Source organism: Bacteroidota bacterium (genome assembly GCA_005882315.1).
GTDB lineage: Bacteria > Bacteroidota > Bacteroidia > Chitinophagales > Chitinophagaceae > VBAR01.
The window spans coordinates 30,188-49,422 of record VBAR01000001.1 but is presented as its reverse complement, the minus strand read 5'-3'; the positions used below and the strand labels follow the sequence as shown (position 1 = coordinate 49,422).

The 19,235-nt window shown below is 38.6% G+C and carries 20 protein-coding genes and 1 pseudogene; 7 read left to right on the top strand and 14 right to left on the bottom strand.

What is annotated here, in order from left to right; all coding sequences use genetic code 11:
* Window positions 1–42 precede the first annotated feature (42 nt).
* The 3 genes from E6H07_00220 to E6H07_00210 form a co-directional block, all read right to left on the bottom strand.
* A complete protein-coding gene (locus tag E6H07_00220) occupies window positions 43–687 on the bottom strand; it encodes a response regulator transcription factor (protein TMI64375.1) in 645 nt (214 codons plus the stop codon).
* 104 nt (window positions 688–791) lie between these two features.
* The gene (gene rsmG / locus E6H07_00215; GenBank protein ID TMI64374.1) at window positions 792–1,427 is read right to left on the bottom strand and encodes a 16S rRNA (guanine(527)-N(7))-methyltransferase RsmG; all 636 of its coding nucleotides are present in this window, start codon (window positions 1,425–1,427) and stop codon (window positions 792–794) included.
* A 67-nt stretch (window positions 1,428–1,494) separates the two neighbouring features.
* Entirely contained in the window at window positions 1,495–2,622 is a 1,128-nt protein-coding gene (locus E6H07_00210) for a glycosyltransferase (protein TMI64373.1), read from the bottom strand.
* 97 nt (window positions 2,623–2,719) lie between these two features.
* Here E6H07_00210 and tgt point away from each other — a divergent pair, with 97 nt between their 5' ends.
* From tgt to E6H07_00185, 5 genes are all read left to right on the top strand, one after another.
* The gene (tgt, locus tag E6H07_00205; GenBank protein ID TMI64372.1) at window positions 2,720–3,859 is read left to right on the top strand and encodes a tRNA guanosine(34) transglycosylase Tgt; all 1,140 of its coding nucleotides are present in this window, start codon (window positions 2,720–2,722) and stop codon (window positions 3,857–3,859) included.
* 191 nt (window positions 3,860–4,050) lie between these two features.
* A complete protein-coding gene (locus E6H07_00200; protein TMI64371.1) occupies window positions 4,051–5,328 on the top strand; it encodes a hypothetical protein in 1,278 nt (425 codons plus the stop codon).
* 3 nt (window positions 5,329–5,331) lie between these two features.
* A complete protein-coding gene (locus E6H07_00195; protein TMI64370.1) occupies window positions 5,332–6,399 on the top strand; it encodes a S8/S53 family peptidase in 1,068 nt (355 codons plus the stop codon).
* Between the two features lie 10 nt (window positions 6,400–6,409).
* Entirely contained in the window at window positions 6,410–8,404 is a 1,995-nt protein-coding gene (locus tag E6H07_00190) for a hypothetical protein (GenBank protein ID TMI64369.1), read from the top strand.
* 170 nt (window positions 8,405–8,574) lie between these two features.
* The gene (locus tag E6H07_00185) at window positions 8,575–9,678 is read left to right on the top strand and encodes a YjgP/YjgQ family permease (protein TMI64368.1); all 1,104 of its coding nucleotides are present in this window, start codon (window positions 8,575–8,577) and stop codon (window positions 9,676–9,678) included.
* Window positions 9,679–9,689: 11 nt separating this feature from the next.
* Here E6H07_00185 and E6H07_00180 read toward each other — a convergent pair whose 3' ends face one another.
* The 5 genes from E6H07_00180 to E6H07_00160 form a co-directional block, all read right to left on the bottom strand.
* Window positions 9,690–10,481 (bottom strand): S1/P1 nuclease, encoded by a 792-nt coding sequence (locus E6H07_00180; GenBank protein TMI66424.1) that lies wholly within the window; start codon window positions 10,479–10,481, stop codon window positions 9,690–9,692.
* Between the two features lie 77 nt (window positions 10,482–10,558).
* The gene (locus E6H07_00175; GenBank protein TMI64367.1) at window positions 10,559–11,311 is read right to left on the bottom strand and encodes a hypothetical protein; all 753 of its coding nucleotides are present in this window, start codon (window positions 11,309–11,311) and stop codon (window positions 10,559–10,561) included.
* A 49-nt stretch (window positions 11,312–11,360) separates the two neighbouring features.
* Window positions 11,361–11,759, bottom strand: coding sequence for a hypothetical protein (locus E6H07_00170; GenBank protein TMI64366.1), 399 nt, complete (start codon window positions 11,757–11,759; stop codon window positions 11,361–11,363).
* Between the two features lie 62 nt (window positions 11,760–11,821).
* A complete protein-coding gene (locus tag E6H07_00165; protein ID TMI64365.1) occupies window positions 11,822–12,343 on the bottom strand; it encodes a dihydrofolate reductase in 522 nt (173 codons plus the stop codon).
* A gap of 53 nt (window positions 12,344–12,396) precedes the next feature.
* Window positions 12,397–13,005, bottom strand: a complete 609-nt coding sequence (locus tag E6H07_00160) for a GNAT family N-acetyltransferase (protein TMI64364.1) — start codon at window positions 13,003–13,005, stop codon at window positions 12,397–12,399.
* Between the two features lie 345 nt (window positions 13,006–13,350).
* On the opposite strand from E6H07_00160, the gene E6H07_00155 reads away from it, so the two are divergent.
* Window positions 13,351–13,746 carry a hypothetical protein gene (locus tag E6H07_00155; GenBank protein TMI64363.1) on the top strand — a complete coding sequence of 132 codons (396 nt, stop codon included), beginning with the start codon at window positions 13,351–13,353 and terminating at the stop codon, window positions 13,744–13,746.
* A 155-nt stretch (window positions 13,747–13,901) separates the two neighbouring features.
* Here E6H07_00155 and E6H07_00150 read toward each other — a convergent pair whose 3' ends face one another.
* The 4 genes and pseudogenes from E6H07_00150 to E6H07_00135 form a co-directional block, all read right to left on the bottom strand.
* Window positions 13,902–14,399 (bottom strand): SRPBCC domain-containing protein, encoded by a 498-nt coding sequence (locus E6H07_00150; protein TMI64362.1) that lies wholly within the window; start codon window positions 14,397–14,399, stop codon window positions 13,902–13,904.
* Window positions 14,400–14,503: 104 nt separating this feature from the next.
* Window positions 14,504–14,914: a hypothetical protein gene (locus E6H07_00145; GenBank protein TMI64361.1), complete on the bottom strand. Its 411-nt coding sequence runs from the start codon at window positions 14,912–14,914 to the stop codon at window positions 14,504–14,506.
* A gap of 7 nt (window positions 14,915–14,921) precedes the next feature.
* Window positions 14,922–15,664: pseudogene (locus E6H07_00140) on the bottom strand (hypothetical protein).
* A 38-nt stretch (window positions 15,665–15,702) separates the two neighbouring features.
* Entirely contained in the window at window positions 15,703–15,891 is a 189-nt protein-coding gene (locus E6H07_00135; protein ID TMI64360.1) for a hypothetical protein, read from the bottom strand.
* A gap of 86 nt (window positions 15,892–15,977) precedes the next feature.
* Between E6H07_00135 and E6H07_00130 the strand changes: the two genes are divergently transcribed.
* Complete coding sequence (locus tag E6H07_00130) at window positions 15,978–17,303, top strand: citrate (Si)-synthase, eukaryotic (GenBank protein ID TMI64359.1); 1,326 nt, start codon at window positions 15,978–15,980, stop codon at window positions 17,301–17,303.
* Between the two features lie 264 nt (window positions 17,304–17,567).
* Here the strand turns inward: E6H07_00130 and E6H07_00125 are convergent, their stop codons facing one another.
* Window positions 17,568–18,362: a 5'-nucleotidase, lipoprotein e(P4) family gene (locus E6H07_00125; protein TMI64358.1), complete on the bottom strand. Its 795-nt coding sequence runs from the start codon at window positions 18,360–18,362 to the stop codon at window positions 17,568–17,570.
* A gap of 51 nt (window positions 18,363–18,413) precedes the next feature.
* The gene (locus E6H07_00120; GenBank protein TMI64357.1) at window positions 18,414–19,187 is read right to left on the bottom strand and encodes an SDR family oxidoreductase; all 774 of its coding nucleotides are present in this window, start codon (window positions 19,185–19,187) and stop codon (window positions 18,414–18,416) included.
* Window positions 19,188–19,235: the final 48 nt, after the last annotated feature.

Below are 19,235 nucleotides of genomic sequence, written 5' to 3'. Positions count from 1 at the left end.
GTGAGTATCCCACACCGGACAATACCCACTTAGTGGTATTTTTTACCGTCCATAATACTTGTTTACAGCCTCTACCCGGTTGCCTACATGCAATTTCTCGTAAATATTATATACATGTTTCCGTACTGTTTCCGGGCTGATAAATAAGGATGCAGCAATCTCCTTATACATCATTCCTCTTGACAAATGTTCCAATATTTCCTTTTCACGGTGGCTGAGGTCATGCAGGTCTTTTTCAGCTTTTGCTTTTTCTGCTTTATTAGAAAAGGCTGCCACTACTTTTCTTGCAATCTGGCTGCTCATGGGTGCTCCTCCCTGGTAGAGTTCATTGATCGCTTCCATCATTTTTTGCGGAGGTGTTTTTTTGAGTATATAGCCACTTGCGCCGGCACTCAATGCATCAAAGATCTTTTCATCTTCTTCATACACAGTACACATCATAAAATTGGTAGCTGGCATTTTGGGTTTCAGTTCACGAACACAATCGATACCGCTTTCCACTGTGCCCAGGTTTATATCCATCAACACTACGTCGGGTTTCAAATTGGGTAACTCACGAATAGCTTCAATGGCTGTTGGAATAGAACCAATGCATTTATAGCCATCCGACAGGGAAATAATTTCCTCCAGCATTCGTCTCAGGTCATTGTTATCATCAACAATGGCCACTGTGATTTCTTTATTCATTTTCCAAAATTGAATGTAAATGACAAAATAAACAATACCACTTAGTGGTATTTTTTATATTCTATGCTAAGGTGTATTATTTTGATAACTTAGAAAAAACTCGCCTAAACGTATAATAGGAATTTGTCAGCAAAAAAAGGTTCAGGAAATATCTCAAACACGGGCATTACTTTCGGTCTCGTCCCGCTTTCATTGATCTCGTTTGTTAGATCCCCGCCTTTCAGGCATATTAAGCCAGGTTTTTGAATTGACTCCATGTTCCCAATTCCTGACTTCTGACTTTTTAAAAGTGGTTTGCTCCATTTCCACAATTCTTTCAGTGGGGCGACAGCTCTTGAAACCGCAAAGTCGAATTTCCTGTTTTTAATTTCTTCGGCACGGGTATGCTGGGTGGTGATATTTTTCAAACCGATTGCATCTGCTACGCCCTGCACAACTTTTAATTTTTTAGCGATGCTGTCAACCAAATGAAATTTTACTTCGGGGAAAAAAATAGCCAATGGAATACCCGGAAAACCACCGCCTGTTCCGATATCGATTATTTCTGAACCGGGTTCAAAATCAAAAATAGCAGCAATGCTCAATGAATGCAGCACATGTTTCTCGTAAAGCCCTTCAATATCTTTTCTTGAAATAACATTGATCTTACTGTTCCAGTCTTTATATAATTCATCCAATGCCTTCACCTGTTCCAGTTGCTGAGGTGTAAAATCAGAAAAGTATTTTAAGATAATTTCCATTGTAAACTACTAACTGTTTAAATCAAAACGTTTCTCCTTACTACTAACTCCTGACTCCCGACTGATCCTACCATTCATTCCTCGTCTTCCTGAACAATGTCGGTGCAAAGATGATATAGTAAAAAAACATCCAAAGATCAAAAAACAGGAACCATGGCCAGAGATCTTTTTCATCTAATTTTTTCATGGCAAAATAATAAATGGTGCCCTGTGTTAGCAAACGGATACCGAAAACGATCAAAGCCCACTGCCAGCTAAAAAAGATCAACGTAGCTGCCAGTAAAGGATAAAAAAGAAAATGAGTGGCGCTGTATAGACCCAGTAAAAATTTATGAATGGGTTTATAGAATTTTGAAGTTGAATAATGCCTTGTCTTCTGCCGCATCCATGTGCCAAATGAATTTTTAGGTGTGGAATAGGTCATTGCTTCTTTGTCAATTATTATAGCCGTATTTTTTCCCGTAGCAACTTTGTTGATGAACAGATCATCATCCCCGCCCGGAATATGATTGATGGATGAAAACCCTTTGGCCCGGAAGAATAGGTCTCTTTTGTATGAAATATTCCTGCCCACACCCATATACGGCAGCCCCGCTAATGCGTACGATAGATATTGTATAGCTGAATGAAAAGTTTCGAAACGAATCAGCTTATTCAATAATCCTTTTGTTTTATGGTAAGCACCATAGCCCAATACAATTTCTTTTTGCTCATCATAAGCAGCCTGCATTTTATATACCCAATGCTCACTTGAGGGCACACAGTCTGCATCGGTAAGCAGCAACACTTCGTGATTAGCTTCTTTGATACCTACACTCAGCGGATATTTTTTCCCGGTTATCAATTTGGCTTCCTGTGTAAGCCCTACTACCATTAGCCGGTCTTTAAAAGTTTTTTTTAACTCCTGTAAAATATATTTTGAATCATCCACTGAGTTATCGTTTACTACTACTACTTCATAAGTGGAGGAATACTCCTGTACCAATACCCCCGGAAGATTGCGGGCAAGATTTTCATCTTCATCTCTTGCGCAGATGATAACGGAAACAGGATGTTGCTGGGATTTTAGTCTCGGTTTTAATCTATACAAAGGCACACGTATAAAGAAAAAAAGATAATAAAAAAGCTGGATGAGTGTGACAGCGGCGAATACAAAAAATAGCAGTTCTGTCCAGTGAATCGAAATGGGTGGCATAGCGGCGAAGATAAAGAAGAGTTTCTGGTTTCTTGTTGCTTGTTACTTGTTTCCGGTTACAGGTTTCTGGTTATCTTGCGGACTTAGTATTTTGATGATGGCAGCACTGCAATTTGAAGTAAATAATATTGATAAAGAGTCAAAGGCAAGAGCAGGAAAAATAACCACTGATCATGGCGAAATTCTTACTCCCATCTTTATGCCCGTAGGTACAGTAGGCAGTGTAAAGACGATCACACAACAGCAGTTGAATGAAGATGTAAAAGCACAGATCATCCTTGGTAATACGTATCATCTCTATCTCAGACCCACTCTTGATGTAGTGGAGAAAGCTGGTGGTCTTCATCAATTCATGCATTGGAATAAACCTATACTCACAGATAGCGGGGGCTACCAGGTTTTTTCTTTAGCAGGAACAAGAAAGATAAAAGAAGAAGGTGTCACTTTTCAAAGTCATATTGATGGCAGCAAACATTTATTTACACCCGAAAAAGTAATGGATATACAGCGAAGTATTGGCGCTGATATTATTATGGCATTTGATGAATGTCCTCCCGGGGGCAGCGATCATAAGTATGCTAAAAAAAGTATGGAACTTACACATCGCTGGCTCGACCGCTGTTTTAATCAGTTTAATGCAACGCAGGATAAATACCAGTACACACAAAACCTTTTTCCGATAGTGCAGGGTGGCGTGCATAAAGATCTGCGAAAAGAAAGTTGTGAATACATCGCTTCAAAAAATGCAACAGGTAATGCGATCGGCGGCCTCAGTGTAGGTGAGCCGGAAGAAACAATGTATGATATCTGCAATTGGTGTTGTGATCATTTACCTCAAAACAAACCCCGCTACCTGATGGGTGTAGGAACACCGTGGAATATTTTAGAATGCATCAGCATGGGTATTGATATGTTTGACTGTGTAATGCCAACCCGTAACGGCCGCAATGCAATGCTCTTTACTACGCAGGGTGTTATTAATATTGACAACAAAAAATGGGAGTATGATTTTTCTCCGCTTGATGAAGGGCTGGATTGTGAAATGAGTAATTATTACAGCAAAGCCTATCTCCGTCACTTAATGAAGTCAAAAGAAATATTAGGATTGACAATTGCCAGCATTCACAACCTTACTTTTTATCTCTGGCTGGTAACTGAATCGAGGAAGAAGATTCTAGAAGGAAGTTTTAATAGCTGGAAAAATGAAATAACAGGAAGACTTCAACAACGTTTATAGTTACAAAGCCATTATTCTCTCTACATCAAAATACTACTTTCGTGGTATTGCCTTCAGTTGTATATACTCCTAATTTTAAATAACATATTCCTTCTCCCTGTAAAACTCTTTCCTGTTATTTGAATGTTATGCATGATGGTTTGCACACATGATGATTAAATCTGTTTTCTGTAGTCATTAAAATAATTTTTATGTTTTATAATACGGTACTGGATGTTTTCATCGGTTTAATTTTCGTTTTCCTGTTATACAGTTTACTTGCCACCATTCTGCAGGAGTTTATAGCTACACGATTTTCTTTGCGTGGCCGCATGTTGCAAAAGGCATTACGTCGTATGTTGGAGGATGGTGATAACAATGCTAGTAAGTATGGAGTAGTAAATTATTTTATTGAAGCGAAGGAAAATATCAGCCGTTTTCTTAAACCAATTAGGGAAGGGGAGAATCTGATCAAAGAATTCTATAATCATCCTTCTATTAAATATCTCGGCGAAGGGAAACTATTTAAGAAACCCAACTACCTGCATGCTCATAACTTTTCACAAACCATAATTCATTTGCTTCGTGGGCCGGATTATGATGGCCGAAGCCAGAACGAGTCTGAATTAATAAAAAAAGAATTAGAAAACCCCAATACCATTATTAACCCGGAAACTTTAAGCCAGCTCAAATTGCTTTTTGCTGATGCCCGCCAGGATAGTTATGTTTTTAAGCATAAGCTGGAAGAATGGTTTGAAGAAACGATGGAAAGGACCGCCGGTTGGTATAAAAAACAAACGCAGGTAGTGTTGATTTTTATAGGTTTTAGTTTGGCCTGGGCGTTTAATGTCGATACGATCGCTATTTCTAAAATCCTGATGAAGGATAAAAAAGTCCGCGAACAAATGGTAGAACTCGCTGTGAGCAAGCAGAAAGAGTATGGGTCAATATTAGACTCTGTTAGAACAACTGTAATTCGAAAAGAAATAAAAGATAGTAATGGAACTACTATAACTATCGATTCCATTGTAAAATCAAAGCCATCAGTTGACTTCCTGGACTCAGTTAAAAATAACCTGATGAAAGACGCAAAGGATGTACAGGGAATTCTGGGGCTTAGCGGTATTCCTGATGAAGCAGATTCGATGCAATGTTTAAAATCGGTAGAGGCATTGGATGCTGCAATTGCAAAGGAAACAAATGCTACAAGCCGGAAAAGACTGGGTAGCCTGCGGCAAAAAATTTACTACAGTTGCCTGAAAGAAGGAAAAGTAAGATCACCTTATCAGACAAGCGATTTTTTAAAAATTATCGGATGGTTGATCACAGCATTGGCCATTTCCCTTGGTGCACCATTCTGGTTCGACTTATTGAACAAACTGGTAAAGATGCGGGAGTCAGGTCCAAAAGCAGGTGCTTCAACTTCAGGGAGTAATAAAACAGCTACAACTCCTGTAAAAGATAATTCTAACAAAGACATAAGAGGATAAAATTTGAAAGCAATACTTAAATACCCCTTGTTTCGTCGTACAGCTCCTACCAACGAAGTAAAAGCAAATGACTTTTTACCTGAAGGGTCTGTAATAGATGTGGAGGAGATCATCAACGGGACGGCCATTGATGGTATCTCAATATGGCACAGAGCTAAGGATGGTTTTTTTTATTGGGGAGGTGGTGTGATAGAGATGCAAGAAATGTCAGCAATTATTGAAAGGAAATCTTCATGGATAACTTCATTAGGTCTCGAACATATTTGGGACAGAGTTGGAGAAAAAGGGGCCAGGGCAAAAATTGCTATTCTGGATTCGGGATACAATATTGATAATTCTGATTTATCGGAAGCAGTAAAGGATTCTAAAGTTTTTTTTGCTTCGGTTGCCGGAAAGATTATTACTGTTCATGATACTTTCGGACATGGTTCACATTGTGCTTCATTAATTGGAGGGAGAAATAAAAACTTTATAACAGGATGTGCACCAGAGTCGGAATTATATATTGCCAAGATCTGCTCACAAGGTTCGGTTAGAAGTTACTCAATAATGGTAGACGCAATCAAATGGGCGATTGAAAAAGAAGTAGATGTAATATCCATAAGTTACGGGGGCGAAACTTCTGATGATGATCTGGAAAATATTATTGATAAGGCAGTTAATGAACACAATATAATTGTGATTGCATCTATTGGCGACTTTATTAGAGACACAGCTAATATGCCATGCTTTCCTGCTCTTTTTAAAAATTGTATTGCTGTTGGAGCCACTAATGAAGCAGGTAAGATATCTTCTGTTACAATCAGTAATTCTAAAACTCTTATTAATGCGCCTGGTGAGGATATTCCTGGTTTTTCACTTGGCATGGCACCGGAACCAATGACGGGCACATCTCAGTCATCCGCTATAGTAGCGGGGATAGCGGGATTGATCATTTCAAGACATAAGCAATTGCAAAAACAATATACCGTTGCATCTATTATCAATTTAATAATTCAAAACGCTGATGATATTCAGGATGTTCCCGGGCAAAAATTAATATCGCCGAAAAAAATATTCTCCAAAATTTAAAATTACGATAATGAGAAAACTGTTATTTATAGCATTCATTATTCTTTTCGGTGTTTCTATAAAAACATCAGGCCAAAAGGAAAGCAGATCACAGGTTGGAGATGCGCTTTTTATACGAAATAAATGTTTTAGTGAGGATGATGGATTATTTAAAAACAGGGAGGACCTTTTTGCTGTTTTGAAGTATTATTATCCAGGTATTAATTTGTCGACAACAGAAATAAAGAAGAACCCTTTTTTTAAAGAATTTACTCCTGAAATTGTTCCTCAATCAATAGTCGGGTCGATTTTTAGCGGAGCATTATCTTCAATTGGCTCAGCCGATGTCACACAATTCGCAGATGGGTTAGCCAAATTCCTGGTAAAGCGAACTAAAGAAGAATTGTCGGCAGCTTTTTTTAACCAATTTAAAGAAGACTTGAACAGTGATAAGTATAGCGATCTGCGGATACTGTTTCCGCAGACAGCAAGGCTGCTTAACCTGATCGATGAAAAAATTTATCAGTTCTCCGCTTATCTTACAGAATTGCGTGAAGCATTTATAATTGATTTAAATAGTATCCCTTCTTCGGCTTTAGTGGTTATTAATCTTCCCAAGTACAACGATTATTTTAAAAAACATCCTGAATTTAAAAAAGCATTTCAAACCGGATTATTTCTTTCAAACCTCATCCTGCAGAAAGATTCATTGCGCCATATCGGGAATATTGTAGAGGCGATGCCAATTGATCAGTATTTTTCTTTGGGTAATAAAACTACTTACGATACAGCTATCAATGGGGGGCTAAAAACGCTTCAGCTATTATCCAATTCATTACGTTCTTTAGATACAACCGGAACAGCATCAAAAACACAACGCTATTGGGTATCTGCTGATTCACTTTTTATGATGCTGAATGACCTTATAACATTTAAGATATATCTAGGGCTGGTATACCAAGAAGCGATCAAAAAAAATATTTGTTACCCGACAAAAGTTACCCTTATCAGATTGCTGGATGAAGCGGCTGGTCAAATTGCGAAAATCGAGGAAATTAAAAATACACTTACTGATTTTTATGCAGCAGTAAATGCGTATGATGATTATAAAAAACAATGGAGCAATATAAAACTGGGCTTCCAAAAAGACAGTATCCGGCTTTATACATACGGATTGTTTACTTCTTCTTTTTCTATCATTGAAATGGGTTTGCAATTACCTTTTAAATTCAGCAAGAAAACAGTGAGTGCAGTTACCAATACATTTATACCTATTTTGAAAGATGCTGGGGATATTTTTATGTATGTCAACCAGAAAAAATACGGTCCGGCAACTTTGTCGTTGGTTAAATTGTATAAGGACATTTTTCACGATGCGGATCAAGAAGAAAAAAAGGAATTTGGAATGGTTAAATTGATAGCACATCTCAGCACTTATGGGTCATTTATATCTCAAGTGGCTAAAGCAGAAAGCTCCGACCAGGTTGCTGATATCATAGCGAAAACAGTATTGCCCACGGGCAGTTCATATATAAAAAAGCATTCAGTGTTTAATATTGCATTACAAGCTTATACAGGATTTTATGGGGGACAACAACGACAAGCTACTGACTCTACAAAAATTTCGGCTGCAGGTGTATATGCACCAGTGGGTATTTCTTTAAGCTGGGGATCGAAAACTCACAAGAGAAACGGCGATAAAAAAGACCCATCTTCTTTCTCTGCTTTCTTTTCAATAATTGATGTAGGCTCACTGGTATCATATCGCTTTTCTAATACTAACGATTCATTAGCAAATGATATAGAGATTAGACTAAACCAAATATTGGCGCCAGGTCTTCATTTAGTTTACGGGTTCCCTAAATGGCCAATCTCATTTGGCATCGGGGCTAATTGGACGCCGCTGCTTACCAAAGTAGAAACAAACGCAATCAGTGTATTGAATATTGATACAAGACCATTCAGATGGCAGGCCTTTTTAGCAGTGGATATTCCATTCCTGAATTTTTATAACAAACCAAGATGATTTTTTCAATATTTTAAGTATAGCTTGAAGCGCTTCTACTTCAAGCTATACTTTATAAAGACTATCTTTTCTTCTTTCACACATCACCAACAGTTTTTCAGTTACTTTTGGGCGCAAATAAGCTAAAATGGGTAGGCATTTGACCCATCCGACTTATTGACTTTTATTTCATGCATAAACTCGACTGGTATATACTGAAAAAATTCGTCGTCACTTTTATTTTCTGTATGCTGCTGTTTACCATTATTGCAGTAGCAGTGGATAGCAGCGAAAAGACGGATGATTTTGTAAAAACAAATCTAAGTACAGCACAAATCATCAAGCAGTATTATTTTGGGTTTGTGCCTTTTATATGGGGGTTGCTTTTCCCGCTGTTTGTTTTTATTGCGGTAATATTTTTTACCAGCCGTATGGCTACCCGCAGTGAGATCATTGCTATACTGGCAAGTGGCACCAGCTATAACCGTTTTTTGCGTCCTTATATTATCGGTGGAATATTGCTTGCTGTTACGCTTTGGTTTGGTGCCAGGTATCTTATTCCTAAAGCCAATGGAATTAAGGCAAGTTTCCAGACAACTTATTTCGACAAGAGCGACCCCACTAAGAACCGGAGTTTTTCAAGTTGCTATAATTGTTATTACAAACGGATAGACTCCATTACTTATGTTGGTATTAAGGAATGGGATACGGCTAATAAAATATCCCGCAGTTTTTTTATGGAGAAAATAAAAAATGGAAAAGTAATTTATAATCTTCGTGCCAGTACGTTGAAATGGGATACTACAGGAAAAAGAAACCGCTGGTTGGCACAGGCTGTAGTGGAAAGGTTTGTTGACAGCATCGGTGAACGTATTAACAGTGTGTCTGAGATGACCATCAAAATGACTATTAAACCGGAAGAACTGCGAAGAGATGAATACCTGAAAGACAAACTAAGCACACCGGACCTGACGGCATTTATAGAAAGAGAGGAACTGCGTGGCACAGAAGGTCTGAGTGTGATGAAGGTGGAACGCTATCGCCGAACTGCCAGTGCATTTACAGTTTTCCTATTAACGATCATTGGTGTGGTGATAGCAAGCCGAAAAACCCGAGGAGGTAGTGGCCTGCATCTTGCATTGGGTATCACCATCGCAGCATTATTTATTCTTAGCGACCGGTTCTCCACTGTGTTTGCTACCAAAGGAAATTTTCCTCCGTTACTGGCAGCATGGATGCCGAATATTGTTTTCGTATTTGTAGCCTGGCGACTTTACCTGAAGACACCAAAGTAACCAGTTGAATTTTACCCGAAAATTTCATTGAGTAATCCCGCAAGGCGAACACCACCTTTCAGCAATTGGCTATTGAGCATATCTACATGATCAAAATTATATCGGTAGCTGAGTTTGGGCTCTGGTCCGCTAACACTTGCATATACTTTTCCTGCCAGCGTATAGGATTCGTAAAACCATTCACTCATCGGCTGCTGCTGCCACTGATTGCGTTGTGTTTTGGTAGTGTGGTTGATCGATCTTACATATTCTGAATAACTCAGTTTCTGAAATTCGATCAGTTTTTCATCCCACAGGCTATGCAGGTTGGTGTTCTCGCCGAACCATTGCAGGCGGACATTGTTTCCTCCCCGGTCTTCAAACTGGCCCACATGCAGGGGCTGATGAATATCGCCGCAAATATGAATAAGCATTCGCAGGTAAAGTTGTTTTTTATCAGCAGGCAATTGTTTATTCTTCAATTCAGCAATCAGGAAATTCATTTTAGTCCACGCATCAGTGGTAGTGTCGTTTTGTAAACGGGTATTGAATTCGGCTTGTGTTAAACCCTGTTTGACATTGACATAATGCCAGGTCCCCAAATAATTATAAGTGGAATCTGATTTTATAAAATCAGCCCAGTTGCTGGTTATAGCAATCGATTCATTACCGAGAATTTCACTGATAGCTGCTTTTGCTTTTTTACTGAGATAGCTATCAGCAATTTCTCCGACTATACGATGACCTGTCGGTCCCCACCAGGCAAATGATGAATTTAAAATAAACAGGAAAGCTAAGGCTGCGAATATTCTTTTCAGGTGCATATAAAAATATTTTCCCGGCGAAGTTAGTTCTACAACAGCAAACATGATTACCACAGATAAAATATAAGTAAGTAGTTTTATGCACCCGGCTCCCAGCCCTTAGCCCTGCCAAGTATAAATCTTACCTGTTTAGTATTTATGCTTTTAAAGCAAATAGACCAGGGCATATTTGGGACTGCCATTGCAGGCATTGTTTTTCCGAGAGATTGCCAGTTTGAGGATGCTACCTCCGGGTCTGAACCACCTGCATAGCGGATCAGGTCCATTTTAAAATTGACTCCATCATCTCCAACGTATTCGGCAAAAATTTCAATTTCATATAAATGGCCATCATCACCACGTAAACGGGTTTCAAATTTTTTTGTATCTCCTTCTTTTAGTTTCAGGTCGTACTGCCGGATGCCGGATTGTGAAATAACAGCGCAGAGAATTTCTTTTAATTTTTCAAGGCTGCCGTCATATATAAAATGACGGAAAGGTCTTAAGTCAAAAGGAACTGAATCAATGGAGTCGGAAATCAGAACAACCTGGTTGCTGTTTTTAAAGCTATGCGCAATTCCGAGTTCATAATACACATTCGGGTTCTGCACATTTACAACCACAATTACCAAGCTGGCTTCGCCGATTTTTTCCATCACATCCGTCATTACATAACCGGGGTGATCAAACTCATCGGCACGTTCGCATTTTAAATTAAATGGTGAAGATTCAGCTGTTTCTTTAATCAACTTCCATTCCGGGTCAAATCTCGGGTCAAACGGCATCAATACAAAACAGAGGCCCGGATCGGTTAGCGGCTTATTAGCCCCGAAAAATTCTTTGGCATACATAGGTGGTCATTTAAAAATTAATAATATGCCTTAACCTGGTTTACTAAAGTTATGTATTTCGCGAATGTAAAAATGATTTCAGCCGGGATTTTAAATCAACGGTACTATTGTAAATGATGGTGCAGTCTGTTGTACCGCCGATTGTGGTAGAATGTTCTGCGCCGACGGCTCTCAGGTAAATGATAGTTTTCTTCTTTGCTTTTGCATAACCCACTTCAATACCGATGCCAATGGCCTTGTCTGAAACTTCAGCAATCAGTAAATCACATTTATTGATCTCAGCGAATGCAGCCTGCATCATTTCTTTTTCCTGCTTAGCATCGAAATTATAATTATCAACAAAGACAAAAGGGATAATCGAATATTGTTTCAATACTTCTTTGATTGCATCAAGTTCGGTTTGCAGTTGTTTTCTTTTATTATAGCTGATGGCGATATAAGCTTGCATGAGGGAAAGATAAAAAAATACAAGGCGTAAATTCAAAACATCTTTCATTATTCATGTCTGAATTATTTCTTTAAGGTATAAGTAAGCATTAAAAGTCCGTTGGGATATGTTTTAGTATCAGTTAAATTAAGCCAGGTTCTTTCATTAATATTTTTAAATAAGGGTGTGCCGCCTCCTAGGATTATTGGATGAACAGCTAGTATCAATTCATCCACCAATTCCATATTCATTAGTTCGGAAATAATTCCTGCGCCTCCGAATAACCAAATATCTTTTCCTTCACTGCTTTTTATTTCTTCCACCTTGGTTTTTATATCACCTCTTAGCAATACAGCATCTTCCTTAACTGTATCAAGTGTATTAGAGAAAACATATTCTTTGAGTTGAGGAAAACCGGGTGGCAGTTCATCTTGCACAGCTTGTGTAAGGTCATAACTTTTACGGCCCATGAATACTGCATCAATACGTTTGAAAAAATCAGACATACCATAATCCTGGTCTGTAAAACACCAGTCATACTCACCTTTTGGGCCATTAATAAATCCATCCAGGCTGACAGCAACTTGCAGAAGAAGTTTACGCATATAGGAAAGGTAAGAATTATATATGCATGTCTAATTCGTTTCGCATACTAATATTATTCCATTCTTTTTATCCGGGTAAAATCAATGATCCTTCTTGTTTTATATCCCAGCAACTCATAAATTTTTATGGCCCGTTCATTATCAGAACCTGTATGCAGAAACGGAATGATGCCTGCTGCTAAATTTTTATTGCTTGTATGTGCAACAAGCTGCTGCGCATAACCACGTCCTGTAAAATCCGGATGAGTAACCACAGCGCTTATCTCTGTTAATCCATTCATTCGCATTCGTTCCCCTGTCATGGCAACCAATTCGCCATTTACACGGATGCCATAATAATCTCCCATGAGCCTTGTGCCCCGAAGATAATAGCCGGGCAATGTTTTATTAATTAATGCGATCATCTCGTCATCATCTTTTTCACTTAAAGTTTGTATTGGAGTTGTAATGTTTGTTTTGATCTCAGTCTTGCAAACCATCTGTGCACAGGGTAAAACTGTTTCAACAAAATAATTCGATGGTAATCCAGAGAACTCTCCAATAAGAAAAAAAAGATTCTTCAGGTTGCATCCAGTTATCCATTTCAGAAAATGCATCTTTTTTATTGGGATCAAAAGCAGCAAAAGAAACAATTGCCGGCTGGTAGCGTTTGAATGCATCATTGCCGATAGCAAAATGCTTATGTGTTTCCTGTAAAGAATGCCAGGCAGGGTTGTCGAGTTTATAATAGCTGGTTGAATTCAATTTTTGTTTCTAAGATCAACTAAAATACAAAGGAAAAAAATAACCATTACTTCCTTTGTTATTTCAGAGGATAAACAAAGTTTTTCTGATGTTGCGCCGGATATTTTTTGTAAACACATGTTGTGGATTATTTGTCTAGTAAAGTAAAACTGATTAGTTAACCTAAATGTCTGTGTTTCATTCAAAAGTTCAGGATTGATGGAATAGGCACAGTGTTTGGCTTATGACCAATGAATAAATTAACGTTAAACAAAAACCAGTTTATGAAAAAGTCAATATTTATACGCACAGCAGCAATTGGAGTCTTTTCATTTTTTATACTCGCCGGTTGCAACAAAGAAAGTATTAATGAAAATAAAACTACCAATAGTAGTAATAGCGGTTCTAGTTTGGTAGCCGGTGATGATCCGGAAGGTTATGGTTCAGTTACTGGTACTATTTTACCACCTGATGCAAAAGCCACAGTTTATTTATACGGAAATGTTACGCTGAAATTATTTTTATCTGAGAAAGGGGAAATATTACCCAACTCAGTGCCTGCAGGAGATTATGATGTAAGGATTGTACCGGCTAATACAGCTTACAGTGTTTATGTTATTAATGATATAAGAGTAACTGCTGGTGCAGTAACAGATCTTGGAATAATTACTTTAAAATAATTGTTTATTTAGTAATGTTCAAAACCTGTCTTCTGTTGCAAAATAAGGTGAAAGTTTTGGTCGGTTAATGGTGATGGCATGTCTAATTTAAATATAAACCGTTTTCAAGAATTTATAAAAGGGAGATTAGAGTCTCCCTGCTACTTCAAAATTTCTTATTCTACGTTGCTTTCTAACTTATCAAACGATGACTGCCATCCGGCAATACAATCATCCGCTATTTCAACTGGAAGACCGGCATGTTGAAGCGTCATATTTGTTTTTCTATCTACTTCTTCAAATTCTACTGTTATCAGAAGCTCCTGATCCCATTCCCCGGGCATATTATAAAAAGAAGCAGGAACTATATTGCCTTCGCTATCGGCAAAACTGTCTGTCAATACAATTTTTCGCAGGGGTATAATTTCTTTATACCTGCCTGTTGACCAAATTTCTTTTCCATCTGCAGACTTCATGCAACTTAAATATTTGCCACCCACTTTAAAGTCAATTATGCACTCAGGGCAGGTATATTCTTTAGGACCCCACCATTTTTTACAATCGTCCGGGAATGTCCATGCTCTCCAAACTGTAGTAATTGGAAGATCAAACAATCTTTTAATTGTAATTGTTTTTTGTTTTCCTGCTGTTGCAACGTCGTTACTTGTTGTCATGACATTTGATTTTATTTATTCTACACTACGAAAGTCATGCCTTAATCGTAATAATTGTTACACAATTTGAGGAAAGAATTACATCGGTCACAGATTTGGATACATTATTTTTTCGTTTTCTGTCCAAGTCCCCAAAGCCTTTCGTTGGTTGCTTCATCAATAAACCACAAAGTTTTAGTTGTAGAGTCAATAACACATTTACTGGATAGGTAGTATTTGATTTCTTTAGGGTCAGTGTCAAGCCAATTAAGATACAAAGTGTCATTAGTTTGAGAATATCGTCCAATGTTTTCTCCTTGTTTAATGCTTACTATAAGCCATAATTTTTGATAGAATTTGAAATAACCGTTCTCTTTTAAAAGCAAATACCCGTCCTGAAGTTCGTTCGCCATTCCTGTATATGTTGCAAGAATTTTTGATTTCCTGTATTTTCTTTTGTCAAAGCTTTCGTTAGTAGCCGCACAAGAAGAAAGTATCAAGGCAAGAAGAAAATATTTAAGAGTCATTTTTTTCATTTTGCCTTTATATTGGCTTTAATTGCGGGTTCACTTTATCAAAATAAACCTCATAATCCTTATCATATTCAAGATTTGTAATTCTAGAGAATCCACAATTGTCAAAGCATATTCTCAAATAATTTATGAATGTCGTGTTATGTTCTTCGTATAGAAATTGTCCGTCAATACTTGGTGTTGGTGTGAGTTGCAAAGAATAAGGTTGTCCACCACTAATATTGTCTTTATGTAAATAGTCAGCTGAAAGTTGCAATGAAACAAAGCCATCATCTTCATAATAATCTTTCATGTTGTTTAAATTGTATCTATCTGATACTTCTGCAACAAGGTCGTCAAGGCTTACTATTTGTATCGGGTCTGCACATTCCCAAATAAAATCTTCGTTGGTATCATAGTCCCACCAAAATTACAAGCACCAACAATTCTATAAAACATTTTCAGAGACAGCGGCACAAACCCAAAAGGTTTAACCGCAATTTCTAACTTCTCCAAAAATTGTTCGGTGTTCGCCAAAGGTTTGACTAATGGACGTTGAAAATTATATTCAAATCTTGTCTTGAAGAGATAGTCGATGTTTTTAAGTTCGGAATAAATTATCTCAAGATTATACGCAACTCTTTGAAAAGTTTCTGTCAACACTTTTTCAATGTCCTGCAAATTGGCTGGCAAAAATGCGTCTTGTCCCAAAGCGTAAATATCTTGGTAAACTTGTTCTGTTTGTCCATTAATGTATCTGTCGTAAAGTGTCATACTTGAAGTGGTCGAAATAATGGCGGCTGCTAATTTATTTATGTAATGCCTTCTTCCAAATTTAAATTAATTCCTAAATCATTGCCGAACAGAATTCCTTCAGCCCAAAGGCTGCCGGATAAAAGTGGCACCGAAGCGAAGCGGAGGTATAGTCCCGCTTGCAGCGGGATAAACTCCAGCCGGAACTGAAGCTGATCAGTATCATCCTGCCCACAGCCCCAAATCATTTTCCAAATTTTGCCACCCACCCTTCATCTGTTACCTTTGAGGCAATCCAACGAAATTACTCCACAGACTATAAAAGCAATTTAAGATGGGCGTTTTAAAAGATACGTTTAAGCAGAAAGCAGATGCGGCCGGCGCCGAAATAAAAGACATACTGAAAGAGCATGGCAATAAAGTAATAGGAGAGGTGACACTATCGCAGGCCTACCAGGGTATGCGTGGCATTACCGGGCTGGTAAGCGAAACTTCATTGCTCGATTCGCAGGAAGGTATCCGCTTCCGCGGTTATTCCATTCCTGAACTGCGTGATAAACTGCCTAAAGCTCCCGGTGGTTCGGAGCCATTGCCAGAAGGGTTGTTTCACTTAATGTTGATTGGAACCTTACCGACACAGGATGAAGTGAACCACGTTACCAATGTATGGCAACGCCGCAGTCATGTGCCGAGCCATGTGTTTGAAGCGATCGAGGCATTGCCAGTAAGTAGCCACCCGATGACGCAGTTTGTAGTGGCCATTATGGCGTTGCAAACAGAAAGTCATTTTCAGAAACGCTATTCCGAGGGCATGAATAAAAAAGATTATTGGGATGCTGTGTTTGATGATTCTATGGACCTTATTGCCCGCCTGCCCCGTGTGGCTGCTTATATCTATCGCCGCAAGTATAAAGATGGAAAGCATATTCAACCGAATGGTTTGCTTGACTGGGCCGGCAATTTTGCCCATATGCTCGGTTATGAAAATGAAGAGTTCAAAGAACTGATGCGTTTATATATGACCATTCATGCCGATCATGAAGGTGGTAATGTGAGTGCACATGCTACACATTTGGTGGGTAGTGCATTAAGCGATCCCTATTTGAGTCTTGCAGCTGGTATGAACGGGTTGGCTGGTCCTTTGCATGGCCTCGCTAATCAGGAAGTGATAAAATGGATATATGAAATGCAGGAAGAACTGAATACCGATCTACCTACAAAAGATCAGATCGCAGAATATGTAAAGAAGACATTGAGCCAGGGAAAAGTGGTGCCGGGTTATGGTCATGCCGTGCTGCGCAAAACCGATCCACGTTTTACTGCACAGATGGAGTTTGGAAAAAAACATATGCCGGATGATAAACTGGTGCAGACTGTATGGAATGTGTATGATACAGTGCCACCGATATTACAATCTCTAGGTAAAATAAAAAATCCGTGGCCAAATGTGGATGCACATAGTGGTGCATTGCTTGTACATTTCGGTATGAAGGAATTTGATTATTACACAGTGCTGTTTGGTGTAAGCCGTGCACTCGGTGTAATGGCCAGCCTTATCTGGAGCCGTGCATTAGGCTTCCCGATTGAAAGACCAAAATCAGTTACGACTGAGTTGGTAAAGAGATGGCTGAAGGGAGAGGATAATATTTGGGGGGAGTGAGTTTTTGAATGATGAACTATGAGCCTGCCTGCCGGCAGGCAGGTTATGAATTATAAATGAATCCTGGTTTTGCCGGGATTTTTTATTTAACCGCAAAGACGCTAAGAGCCGCTAAGTAAGCAAAGGAATTTACAATAGTCGAAATCTCTTTGCGTCTATGCGATAAACTTTGCGCCTTTGCGGTTAAATTTTTATGGACTTAGCTTTATGCTACTATCATCGTCTGTTGCGTCGCACACTTGTACGTTCTGTTCGCTATTCGGCTTATTCTCCTGGTGGGAGAATAATTTTTTCCTTTCGTTTTGCTTCTTTTTGTTCTGGCGATAAATTTCTTTCATAATCATAGATCGCATTTTCCCATTCCCCATATGCAGCATTGGGTATTACAATAAATTTTTTGCCCCATTCAGCTTTTACTTTATCTGTTTCGGCAAAGCGATCAGTTATGTTCTTCTTTTCAAATGCCTGCATAAAATCATTCAGGTTATCGCCCAGCAACATTACTACATTGTATTTTTTCATCACCAGTTGACGCCTTGCTTCTTTGGAAGAGGTACCGGATAAAAAGAGCATATGAGCAGCATCAGCGTTCGGTAATTTTAATTTTTGCAAATTGAGTAGAGTGCTTTTTACTTCAGTTGTATCCCGGTTGCTGATATAAAAAATGGTGATGCCTTTTTGTTTTGCTTTTTGTAAAAACTCAACAGCGCCGGGTACGCCGGTCGCCGCTGACTTATCTGTCCATTCCTTCCACGATTTGCCGGTATAAGGTTGGTTATTGACGATCAATTCGGCTTGCTGGTAACTATTATCGAGTATGGTCTCATCAAGATCAGTAATGATAGCTCTCCGGGTGTTTGTTTTTGGCAACATACTTAATCTTAAAGCAGCGAGATTAAAAGCCTGGTAGCATAATGCACGGTATTCAGCGGCCCGCTGTTGAAAAAGGATCGGGTACTCTTTCATTTTAAACTCGCAGGAATCGGTGCATGTGTTGTTTTGAGCAACCAGCATGCTTATCATTAAAATGAAAGTGCAGCTAAGCAGTAGTTTTTTCATGATCAAAACTATTTGATGAATAAAAAAATATTTATTGCAATGAGTAGTAGTTTATAACAAGGCCCTGTCTAAATGTGTATAACCGCCATCTACATATATTAATTGACCGGTAGTATGAGATGATTTTTCTGAAAGCAGGAACGCAACCATATTGGCAATTTCTTCAGCAGTTGTCATTCTTTTTCCCAAAGGAATTTTATCGGTGATGGATCTTAGTTTTTCTTCGGGGTTGGGTAGTGTCTTGATCCATTTATCATATAAAGGAGTGTAACATTCTGCTACTTCAACAGCGTTTACTCTTATTCCATATTTCAACAGATCAACTGCCCATTCTCTTGTGAGTGCATTGCGTCCGCCATTGCTGGCAGCATAAGCAGAAGTATTGCCTTGTCCTGTTACGGCCACTTTGCTCCCGATATTTACAATGGCGCCTTTTGATTTTTTCAATTCAGGCAATGCATGATGAACGATAAGATAATAATGCACCAGGTTTTTATGCAGTGATGCAATGAATTTTTCATAATCACCGGTTTCAATACCTACGCCGTCGTTTACACCGGCATTATTAACTACTCCGTCAATACGACCAAATTTTTTTATCGTTTCATCTACTGCTTTTTTACATTCATTGGGATCGGTGAGTTCAGCTGCTACTGCAAAACCATTTGCGCCGATCTCTTTCAGTATTGCTTCATTGTCATTAGCATTTCTGCCTACAACTACAGGAATAGCTCCTTCTGCTGCCAATACTTTTACAATGCCAGCACCAATTCCCTTGGCGCCACCTGTTACAATAATGATCTTGTCTTTTAAATGTAGATCCATATTTATGAGTTATTATTTTTTTTGTTCTCCGGCCTGAAGGCCGGAGCA